This window comes from Oligella sp. HMSC05A10, assembly GCF_001808335.1.
GTDB lineage: Bacteria > Pseudomonadota > Gammaproteobacteria > Burkholderiales > Burkholderiaceae_B > Oligella > Oligella urethralis.
Map to the genome: position 1 here is coordinate 1 of NZ_KV792875.1, position 11,640 is coordinate 11,640.

At 39.0% G+C, this 11,640-nt stretch carries 10 protein-coding genes; all 10 read right to left on the reverse strand.

Annotation, left to right across the window (positions count from 1 at the left end; all coding sequences use genetic code 11):
• Window positions 1-314: 314 nt before the first annotated feature.
• A complete protein-coding gene (locus tag HMPREF3144_RS03675; protein ID WP_070476464.1) occupies window positions 315-1,787 on the reverse strand; it encodes a porin family protein in 1,473 nt (490 codons plus the stop codon).
• A gap of 2 nt (window positions 1,788-1,789) precedes the next feature.
• On the reverse strand, window positions 1,790-2,653 hold the full coding sequence (locus HMPREF3144_RS03680) for an energy transducer TonB (RefSeq protein ID WP_070476466.1): 864 nt from the start codon (window positions 2,651-2,653) through the stop codon (window positions 1,790-1,792).
• Window positions 2,654-3,076: a biopolymer transporter ExbD gene (locus tag HMPREF3144_RS03685; protein ID WP_210394291.1), complete on the reverse strand. Its 423-nt coding sequence runs from the start codon at window positions 3,074-3,076 to the stop codon at window positions 2,654-2,656.
• Between the two features lie 3 nt (window positions 3,077-3,079).
• Entirely contained in the window at window positions 3,080-3,871 is a 792-nt protein-coding gene (gene exbB, locus HMPREF3144_RS03690; RefSeq protein ID WP_070476468.1) for a tonB-system energizer ExbB, read from the reverse strand.
• Window positions 3,872-3,928: 57 nt separating this feature from the next.
• A complete protein-coding gene (locus HMPREF3144_RS03695) occupies window positions 3,929-4,909 on the reverse strand; it encodes a transferrin-binding protein-like solute binding protein (RefSeq protein WP_168163050.1) in 981 nt (326 codons plus the stop codon).
• Window positions 4,831-5,124, reverse strand: coding sequence for a pentapeptide repeat-containing protein (locus tag HMPREF3144_RS11995; protein WP_141742715.1), 294 nt, complete (start codon window positions 5,122-5,124; stop codon window positions 4,831-4,833). Before HMPREF3144_RS11995 ends, HMPREF3144_RS03695 begins: the two co-directional genes overlap by 79 nt.
• A gap of 271 nt (window positions 5,125-5,395) precedes the next feature.
• On the reverse strand, window positions 5,396-7,663 hold the full coding sequence (locus HMPREF3144_RS03700) for a TonB-dependent receptor domain-containing protein (protein ID WP_141742716.1): 2,268 nt from the start codon (window positions 7,661-7,663) through the stop codon (window positions 5,396-5,398).
• Window positions 7,653-9,617, reverse strand: a complete 1,965-nt coding sequence (locus HMPREF3144_RS03705) for a prolyl oligopeptidase family serine peptidase (RefSeq protein WP_081941595.1) — start codon at window positions 9,615-9,617, stop codon at window positions 7,653-7,655. Before HMPREF3144_RS03705 ends, HMPREF3144_RS03700 begins: the two co-directional genes overlap by 11 nt.
• A gap of 1 nt (window position 9,618) precedes the next feature.
• On the reverse strand, window positions 9,619-10,437 hold the full coding sequence (locus HMPREF3144_RS03710) for a ChaN family lipoprotein (protein WP_036560781.1): 819 nt from the start codon (window positions 10,435-10,437) through the stop codon (window positions 9,619-9,621).
• A gap of 741 nt (window positions 10,438-11,178) precedes the next feature.
• A complete protein-coding gene (locus HMPREF3144_RS11945) occupies window positions 11,179-11,313 on the reverse strand; it encodes a hypothetical protein (RefSeq protein WP_256388360.1) in 135 nt (44 codons plus the stop codon).
• Window positions 11,314-11,640 lie beyond the last annotated feature (327 nt).

The window sequence follows — 11,640 nt, forward strand, 5'->3', positions numbered from 1 at the left end:
AGGAAGTTTGAGGGGTTATTGCAAAGGTCTCACCCCATTTTTAGCAGCAGTCGACAATGGTTATCCTACCAACATCGCTGTAGTTAAAGCACCCCCGATTCAGCCTCTTTAATGTATCGCTATGATTTGGCTGTCAGTATATCGCAGACGTATTAGTTATTTTCCTTTATAGGAAACAATACCTTGATGGCTATGGTTTTGAAAGAGGGCTACCCAAAGGGCTTGCATACACTTGACGTCTGTAATAAACAATAGCCCAATTATACGTTTGCCGTACCGTTTTGTCGAAATGATAAGCAAATGCTTATGCTAAGCTAAAAACGCTTTCTGAAATCTAAAAACACTCTCGCTTTATCATACTGATAAAATAAGTTATTACTTTTAACATGTTGATAAGCTACACTAACTCTAGGCGTAAAGCCTTTCCAATGGATATCTCTATGCCATACAGACAAGAGGGCTCCATACTCATCATTTTTTTGCTTGATATTAAAGAAAAAATGCTTATCTTTATACTTTCGCTTAGCATAGCTTAGTTGCAAATACGTTGATACACCCCAATTATAATCTTGATTCCAACCTAAACGTACATTCGCTAAATCATACGCACTGCCCTTTTCTTCTGCATTACGTCGATAAGCATCAAAACCCAAGGTCCAAAACTGTGTGCTTGAGGGCACATAGGACAAACTAAGCGAGGATGTTAAATTGTTTCCTGTAAGATATTGGTTACGCTGGTATTTCTCATGACCTAAAGATAAATAAGATGACACCCTCCATTTTGGGCTTAACCATGCTGAAGCTTGTGCTTGCGCGCCCCACTCCTCAGAAAAAGATCGTAGAGCATGTGAATTGCGATTACCTCCTGCATACCAATTTTTCTTCATATATGGCCCAAATCGTATATCGTAGGTTCCATCACGATATCCTAGACTTAAGCCTAATTCAGCAGATAACTCGTTATATTTTTTATTATCAAAAAAATACTTACCTGTAGCATCTGCCTCCAGTAATGCATAATACTGTTTAGCTAATATCCATTGTTTACTTGTTGTTAGGCGATAAAATATCCCAGATGCTTTTTCCGGCTCATAGGCTTTAAATCTTCCTATATATGTCCCTGCTTTTGGCGCATTATTTACATTATTATCCTTAAAATACGATGCTCCAAGTTGAAATGACCAGTCTGACCTATGGCGAATAGCTTCCAAATATCGATCAATTAATGCTGTAACATTTTTATTCTCATTATCTGCTTTAATTCTCTCAAACTGATCCTGTGCCGCCTCATTCTCATAGTTATTAAATAAGCTTATTGCCATCTGCAATCGGATAATCTGATGCTCAGGATACTTGGCGTTAAGAGCACGGTATAGCTTCACAGCTTGTGAATAATTTCCCTGAGATTGGGCAACAACAGCGCTTGCCCAATCATTTAGGGAACTCTCTGCTTCACTTATTGTATGAAGCGTTTTTAAATAGTTCTGATATACGGGTAAGACAAGCGCTACTATTTTACTGTCATTACGCTGCAAAGCTTCACCCAACAGTCTTTTCATCAACTCAGGTTGCTTTAACAATTCATCTAAAGACAATGACACATTAATATTTTGTTGCTGCGATGGCTGATTATTAAAATTAGGCTTTTGAAACTTATCATTCGTTTGCAGTTCAGTTTGAAAATCAGGCTCAAATATTGTATTAGGAGATAATGAGATAGTTTCTTCTGCCAACGCACCATGAGCTAGGCTGCCCAAAAGCAAAACCAATGCAAATTTAATTTTCATATTCACGACTTAGATTTTCTATAATTTTTAATATTAAAATTCAGCGGTATATTCAGCGTTAGCATGGACTTACCTCCCAAAATATCGATTGGTGGAGCAGGTAAAGGGGATTTACGCTGAATCATATTAACCGCATGCTGATCTAAAATTGCATGGCCACTACTTTTCTGTACCGTTACGGATTGCACATAGCCTTGGGCATTAATAATGATTTTTACTTTCACTATACCCTCTTGATTATTGACTAATGCGCTACTGGGATAGCCTTGATTACGTGCAAGATAACCTAAAACCCTCGCCTTCCAATTAGCATCACTCCCCTTTGCTTGACTACGACTGTCATATGGTGCCGCTATTCGATTAGAGCTACCTTCAGATGCTGCCGTACTTTGTGCCACGGCAGCTGAGTTAATTTGTGACTCTGATGGATTCTGCTCTTGCTGCTGACTAGGAGAAACTTTTTTTGCTACGGTTTGTTGCTTAATTGCGGGCTTAGGTTGTGGTTTGGGCTTGGGCTTTTTTTTCTTCTTTTGTGCAACCTCTATCTCTGCCTTCTGAGGAGTGGGCGGTGGTTCAATTTCTAAAATTTCCTCCACTGCACTACTGTCATCCTGTTGACTTTCAGCACTCGCTTGACTTGCTACCGAGGCAACCTGAGGTGGTCCAACAGGTAAATCATGCAAGGTCATAATTGACTCAATGTTCTCAGAGAACTCTAGCATCACAGCAGATGACAAATCCATCTCTGATGCTGGTACAGATTTAGCGGAAAAGTACATCAACAAGCCAATATGCAAGGCTGCCATTAGCACAAAAGAACTATACCAAGTACAAAACTGCCATACTTTATTCTTTTGATTTTGCATCTAATTTGCCCCTGTTTTACCAACTAAGCCAATTTTTAAATAAGCGGCATCTCTTAAAGCATTCATTACCAACATAACTTGTTCGTAAGGTACTGTTTTATCTACTCTTAAAAAAACAACAGCTTCTTTATTGGCTTGAGTTCGATAATCCAACACTTGCTCTAACTCACTCAGTTGCACTGCTGTACTTCCTAAATAGAGTTCATTGTGCTCATTAAGCGATAAGACTATCGGCTCCTCTGGTGTTGATTTAACTTCATCATTCACAGTAGGTAAGTTTAGAGGTATAGTCGCTGTAGCAATAGGTACTACCACCATAAAAATTATCAATAAAACTAACATTACATCAATGAATGGCGTAACATTAATTTCACTCATCTCGCCCATCTCTGCCTCTGGCGAAAAGTTATTAGATAAATGCAATTTTTACTCCTGTAATAATAACGTTCTCTCACGTTTAAATAATAAAAATGCACTACCTAGTAAATGAGAAACTTCTACTTGAAAAACATTGAGTTTTCGTTGGAAAAAGTTATACATAATAACAGCAGGAATAGCTGCTACTAGACCTAAAGCGGTAGCAAATAATGCCTCTGCAATACCTGGCGCAACAACCAATAAACTAGTCGTTTTGGATTGAGTAATTCCAATAAAGCTATTCATAATCCCCCAGACAGTACCAAAGAGACCAATAAATGGCGCCACTGCGCCTATAGTTGCTAATGCTCCTACCCCTACACGCACCTTTTGTAACTGCTGTTGGCCCACTCTATGCAAGCGATACTCCACGCGATTATTTAAATCATGGTCTTGCGCAAGCATTGACAATGACTCCGTTAACTCTTTTTTGGAAGACAAAGTAACTTCTTGACGCAACTCCTGCAAAATAGTTTTTGCTAGTAGTGACGTATTCTTTTGTTGTTGGACTTGACTCAAAGTACTAAGATCAGACCATTGTCTATAGATGCCACGTACTTTTTTCTTTACGATCGCTATATGAATGGCTTTATGCAGACAAATCGTCCAAGTAATTACCGAACATAACAGCAATATCCATATCACTACCTTAACCACCTTATCTGCCGCATAATACATTCCAATTGGCGTCATGTCATGCTGAGCCTCTATTACTGCCATAGGAGTTTCAACCTGCGCTAAGCCAATAGCGGGCAAAGAAAGTAAAGCGATTATTGTTAATAATTGTTTAAAAAACATCATTTAAAATGGGGCAGCAACCCAGACAGCTACCACCCCTTTTCTCCCTATAAATAAGATTTATTGACGAGTAGCACCAAAGCTTAGGCGCTCATCACCACCACCAATCTGACCGACAACTTCTTCAGCATTTGGCCCGGCAAAAAAACCACCAAATTGACCATTAGCCACGGTAACTTCCTTAACACCATCATGAACAACAACCTGCTCTAGATCAGCCACAGACCAGCCATACTCACTTTGACGTTTTGGCAGTCCACCAAATCCGACATATCCATTACCTAGTTCACGAATTTTTGTAGGTTTAAGAATTAAATCGACCTTATTAAGCTCTTTTCCTCGTGGTGTTATGTTCCCATCATCATCTTTATACCGCCAGTTCGATGATAGGAAATTATCAAAGCGTTCTTCACCTTTAACGACACCGCTAATTAAGCGCTCTGCAAAATCAACATCAAGATGGATATTAGCAACTGCTTCTTTCTTTGGAGTCTCTCCGTTAGGTCCATCCAGATAACCTAAAACCTTTCCTTGATATTGAGCCTTACCTGTTTGTGCATTAAACTGATCTACCGTAGTTGGATTCGCTACATAGAAAGATAAAGCTTCTACCCTATAATCAGGATTTCCATAACTAAAATGGTTTTCTGGCATAAAGAGACCATAGCTAGAATATTCTTGGTTAACAAATTGATACTTACCAAGTACTGCGCCATTGTCATCTGTCAATGTGACTGTATTCACCTTAGTAGGATCCACCACGTTGCTATTTATAAGGACATTACCCGCCGCTTCATACTCTTTTAATAAGCTCGCAGCGTTAGCATCTGCACTCGCTTTAAACTGATGTGGACCATTCATATAAGTAGCGACTACAGTCGAATCGGCTGAATCAGTTGGAATAATTGGGTCAAACATATCCCCACCTTTATGAGAGGGAACATAGTTTACCTTACGCCAAGCTAACTTCTCTGCTGTATTATCAACAGGCTCCTCGTTAGTTGGGTCTTCTTTAGGATGCCCTGCATCAGGTGAATCCATTTCAGGTGAATCCATTTCAGGTGAGTCTGCCTTAGGTGACTCCGTCTCAGGTGAGTCTGCCTTAGGTGAGTCTGCCTTAGGTGAATCTGCCTTAGGTGAATCTGCCTTAGGTGAATCTGCCTTAGGTGACTCCTCTTGAGTTGCTGAGCCTGGGTTGTTTGGTGTTGCTGCTGAGTCTGCTTGATTAAATGATGATCCTGAAGACGAGCATCCAACTATGCCTAGCGTAGATAGCAATACAAGTGCTAAGGTTTTTTTACGCATTTTTTCTCCTAGTATTTAATAGAAGTTGTAATTGAAAAAACGAATGTTTGCGCTTAATTGATAAGCGCTTCCACTTATTGAGTTTGTATTAAGATACAAATAAACTTCTCCTACTTAATAATCCTAAATATGAATAACAAACTAAACCTAGCACTAACAACAATAATGATGGTGAGGATTAGTACGCATTTTTTTCACTTTACATTCAATGCACTTTGCTAATCAGAAACGAATTTCTGCGCCTAATTGATAAGTGCGACCTCTTGCTGTATTTGTATAGCGATAGGTATAACCCTCTCCTGCTTGTGATGCTGTAGAGTTCAAAGCATTTAATGCATCAACGTAATTTCTATTAGTTAGATTTTGGATGGATGCTTTGATAAGAATATGCTTATTTACTCTATAGTTTGCAAAAACATCAACTAGCATGGGAATATGAGGAATCTCTTCTAGCACATCCTGCTCATCAATGTCTGAGGCAGCTGGTAACATACGTTTACTCTTACCGGTGTACTTTAAGATTGCACCAAGAGTTAAGTCCTCATCTAAGAATCTACCACCAACTGTCAAACTCCCCACGTGGCGAGGAAGCTCGGTTACCGCGACAGTACCAAAACCAACGCCAGTCTTAGACGTTGCATCTACTGGAAAGGATGACTTTTGATAACTATATGATAAGGTCGTAAAAAATTGACTAGCATCATAGTTAAGGTCAAATTCAATCCCTCTTTGTTTTACTGGATGAGGGAAGTTGTTATAAATTTGAGCATGGAATCCTGGATTGATATCACCAATATTGCCATCCGTGATGCCTGAAGTTAAGTCACCATTATTTAATAAATAAAATGATTGGCTATGAATATAATTATTAATTCGTGAGGTATAACCCACTAATTTCATGCCTAAAAAATCATTGTCCCTAAAAACATGCTCTTTAGTCGTATTAAAACCTATCTGAACTACTTTTGATTTCTCTGGCTTAAGAAATGGATTCATAGAACCAGAGCCTTCATTATTAAAAAAGACTTCTTGTGTATTAGGTACACGTGTGTTTTGAGAGTAACTGACAAACGGCTTAAACCAATCATTTACATCCATAGCCAACATAGTCGAGAAATTTAATGCTTTACTTTTCAGCTTCATATTAGCGGCATACGAAGGAAAACATGTAATCGCACTTAACTCGCTACTGCAGGCAGGCTTAAATCCCTTAACCGTACCATGCGTATAAGTAAGATTTGTGTTTAAATTAAAGATGCCTCTCTTTAAGTCAGTGGTTAGATAAGCGCTTTTGAGCTCTTGCTTGCCACTTGGAGAGAATGGCGTATATTCAAAGTTATCGTGATTAACGGCGATAGCTTTACGCTCATACTTATTACTTAAATAACTCGCTCCATAAGTAAAAGCAACTTCATTGCTATACCAATTAAATTGCGAGGTATTATTAACATCTAAGTAAGTAGAGGTATTGCTTGTCTTTGCTTTCTCCAGCAACCATACAGTAGCATCATCATGAAAGTCTTGCCTATTACGTGTATAGGCAGCTAGCACTTTTAAATCTATCCACGGTGAATTTGGGTTGAGTTGATAACCTAAGCTATATGATTGACGCTGTGTATCACGTCCACCAACATCATTTCTGTACTCTGAACCAGACAGTATCAGGCTATTATATTCATTAGGTTTAAATTCAAACTTGCTTAACCATGACCGTGGCGACTGTTCGAGACGCTTAGCAAAGTCATTTTTATTAAATGAGTTTCCATCCCCATCTTTGTAATTGGACGTAATATGGCTACCACTATAGCCAAAGATTGCACCTACACTACCATTGTCATTAAAATAATACTTACCACCAAGAGTTACCATTCCACTACGGCCCAAGCCATTAGAGCCAATAGATGATTTAGATAAAAGTCCAAAATGATTTCCTTCTTGCACTACATCATCAACACCAATGGTTCTTAAATTGGCTGATCCAGCCAAAGCGTTCACTCCATGTGAACCACTCGCATAGCCCCTATTAATATCCACACCAACCAGAAAACTTTGGTCAACCATAGCACCAAACTGACTACTAGGTCCGTAACCATCACCCTCTTCACTATGATAACGATTTGATGAGTTCGATGAAGTACCATAAAATGTTTGTGGCACACCATCAATCATCGTATTAACTCGACCAAATCCACTCACTCCGCGGATATTAATATTTACTGTACCTTGAGTTGGATCTATATTTGTATAAGTCCCTGGCAAAGCACGAACCACACTATCCAAGTTCTCTAAACGCTTATTCTCACCGACGGAACTTACCGCTCCAGCCGTATAAAAGCCTTTACGCTGTTGAGTAACTTTTTCACCCGTAATTTCTAATTCATCAAAATCTATGCTTTCTTGTGCTAAAGCCGGCGTTGAAAAAAAAACCATCATTAACAAACTGGACAAGATTTTATTTAGCTTCAAATCCATCTTTTCCCTACTTTCCAAAAGACCACTCTTTATTTTCTTGTAAACTTAAAATAAACTGATAACTCAATAAATTTCTATTAACACGCCCCATAGGACCAGCTGCATGCCCACCCTCAATTTCAGTAAATAGCAATAACGGAGCACTGGCTTTTTGCATATCTCGTGCTTTGAATAAAAACTTCAGCGCATGCCAATAAGGCGTTCTTTGATCATGCATTGCGGCGATTAATAGCATTGCCGGGTATTGAGCCTCTTTTAACTGTTGATAAGGACTATACTTGGTAACATAGTCTTTGTTTTGTTTATTACGCTCAGTAATCCACTCATCACTATCTTCAGTACTTTGCTCAAAAACGCTTTCTACCACATCCAAAAACGGAACTTGTAAAACAACGCCTTTAAACAAATCAGGTTGTGCATTCACACTAGCTGCAACAACTAATGCCCCTGCACTCTCTGCTATGGCAAAGCTACTATCAAATAGTTGATATTGTTTTTTTAACTCAAAAGCAACATCAACAAAATCATTAATGCTATTTTGTTTTTGTAGTGCTCGTCCAGACTCATGCCATTGATGCCCAAGCTCCCCGCCACCGCGAACATGCACAAGAATATAAGCAAACCCTCGATCTAACATACTGCGCACCGTGGTACCATACGTAGCAGACAGACTATGCCCATACGCCCCATAGACAGTAAACAATAAAGCTTGAATTGGCTTTTTGGGCAACACAATCGTTACCGGCACTTTTGTGCCATCTCTAACTTGGATATGCCGATATAAGATCTGGTAATGACCATCCTTAACCACATCTAAATCAAGCCATTTTTGTGTCAGCAAGTTATATTTCAACAAGGTTTTAGGTGTAGTTATTGATGTATACCCAAGATTTATCACATCCTCAGCACTACCTCTTTCTACCCACACCATATAATTCTGCTCAGCAAACTGGATAGTTTTTATATGCTGCGCATCTTTTTTATGCCAATACTTTAGACTTGCAACCCCAGCCCGTCGAGTTCGAACAACCACCCAGTCTTTTAAAACCACAAAAGTCTCAAAGTCGTCTAATTGAGATGGTGTAATATCCTCCCAAGGCACATCTAATGCTTGAGTGAAATACAAATGCGCTCCTTCAGAGCTTAAAACTCTTGCATAGAAACCATCCTCTGCATGGTCCACAAAAAACTCCTGTGGTTCAGCAAAATCAATATGTTGTAGCTGCGGATTACTTATTGACAAATCCCACAGCATTGTTTTCCGCGAATTGTGACTTAATTCGTCAGCAATTAAATATTGACCTGATGTACTTGTAGAAAACAAAATTTCTTTAGAGCTCTGGTAAATAAGATGCGGCTGTTGTTTAGCGGTATCATAAAAATACAACTCACTACCCGACAAATGATTGCGGCTCTGTGCATAGTAAAAACCCTGGTTGTCGGTACGCCATGCAACAACACTTGCCACATCATCTATTTGCACCTGTTTTGTCTTAGTTGTCACATCCCATAAAGTAAGACCGTATTGCTCGCCACCTACCCTATCTTCTAACAAGAGAAGTTGTTGTTGATTAGGACTTATGACTGGAGATAATACGTGGTAGTAGCCGCCCCCTACCTCAGGGCTTAACAATGTTTCCCATTTACCTGTCGCGTCCAAACGCTCCAAAACCAGTTGACGGCCTTTATAGAACTGTCTATAGCTTGTTTTGCCAATTTGCCACTCCTGCATAAATGGTCGCTGCACATTGCGACGCGCCATAAACTCTTGAGATAACTCTTCCCTCACTTGCTGAGTATTTTCCAAAAAGGTGTCGACTTTTTGGTTTTCTTCTACCAAAATATTTTGAATAGTTGAGCCATATTGACTCATATCGGCTAACCAAGCATAAGGGTCTGTTTCTGCTTTTACATAGGAAAACACAGAAGCACCCATAGACATCATCAATGCTATAAGAACTACACAACGCATATTAGTTTATTACCCAAACATAATCGCTATGATCTAAATCTTCCGCATCCAATGAGTCAGCAATGATGACCACAACAAAATCTTGTTCGCCATACTCTTGTAAATGCATGGGTACACCAATATCTTTACGCACATGTATATTACCGGCCTTCAGCACCACAGAACCCTCACTCTTAACCATCGTTTCTGCCATACGACGATCTTTAAATTGCTGTACTTGCACTAAAGCCTTTAGAACTTCTGGTGACATTGCGTGATGTTGCGCAATCAATGAGGCCAACTTTTGTTGTATGTCTTCCGTCGTTGAAACTTGCCCTTGTAGTGGTTCTGCGCCCTGCTTAATAATATGAATTTCAGCCTGACTTAAATTGCCACCTTTAATATCTAATGCACTATTTGCCAAAAAAGTCATTACATGTTGATACATGGCCCAATCCCACTCTGGCGACCATCTCAATAAATTAGCTAACTCAGTTGACGAAATAGAAGATGATTGACGCACCCTCTGCTGCCCAGCTGTAATTGCGTTTTGCTCAGCTGTGGGCAACATCTCAACAACCACTGTCTTAACCGGTGACTGGAGCTCAACTAATTGCTCCAAAAGAAATAGGTGCGCCTGATGGTGTTTGGACTCAGTATGCTTCTCACCTAACAAAATAAACTGATGATTACTGAGTTGCTGTACTAGCTCTGCTGCTGTGATTTGTCGTTTAGTATGCGCATCATAGATACGACTTTGTTCTATTTGCAATTGTGACGCACACGCCTGCAATACCGTAACTAAAACAACCAAACCCAGCGATTTAAAAAAGCGTAACATCTGAACTTCCTTAATATGGAATACGCATCACAATGATAGTGATAATGATAACGAGTTGCAATAATAAATGTTTTAAAAAGAAAATGCAATACTTTTGTAATAATTATTTGCTATAGAGACCAGCTGTACTAATAGAGCATGCCCGCTTTATTAAATTTAGCATCTGACAAAATGCCGCCTGAGCGGAAAAATAACCTCACACGCAAGCATCAAGTAATTCGAAGTAGAATTTTCTATAGAGCTTAATTAGCGAGCAGAACAACTTATATTTTTTAAACCTGAATGTTTCGCACTTAGATAGAAGTCGGTCCACCTGCCGTTTACAGCAGGTACTACCACACACCTTTTACAAATAGCATTCAGACTATGATGCTCTGTATACTGACATGACCTCCAGTCATAAAATGCTAGAGATAAAGACTAAATCTTATTGAGGGAGATACTGAAAATAGACAGCCGCCAATATAAAACTATCAAATAATATACTTAACAAACTGTTTAATGGTTTAGGCCTAATATTATCCAATCAATACTACCCCCCCTATGTCACACTAGTTGTCCGATCATTTAATTTTAATGGCTGCACAAAAACATCAAGTAAACCACTGGTCACATCAAAACCACATGCCTCAAATTCCAGTACTGGCCTAATAACATACACCCTTTTAACTGCTAGCTCTTTAAATTTTTTAAGAAATAATGCCGACAAGATATTAGACTTAATGGGATTGCTACAGTCAATCAATTTTTTACATCTTTTTTTAACAAAATAAAATGCTCTACTAAACGGATCATGAGTTCTTTTTGCTCAGCTAAGCTTTCTGCAACTAATAAAGCCAATGCAACCAACGCATTATCGTTAACTAACTGCTCCACTGGTTTGTCTAATAAATGTTGATTAATCCGTAAATACCACAAGAACAAAATTCAAAGTTTTTGTAGTAAACATTTCAACAGCAATAAAGTAACCGCTCAAAACAACACAAAATCTCAAAAAGAAACTATCGCTCAAGCCATCACAGAGATCCCTAGTGAACCCCCTGCAACTACTTCTAAATCTGTCGAGGCTGAAGTATCGGAAGATACTGATGAAGTACCACCCCACAAAAGGCTACCGTCATGGGCGAACATCCCAGGTGTCAAAAGTATTGACGATTTAATTTAATTATTACCTGCTCAAAACTTCACCAATACAAATTTACT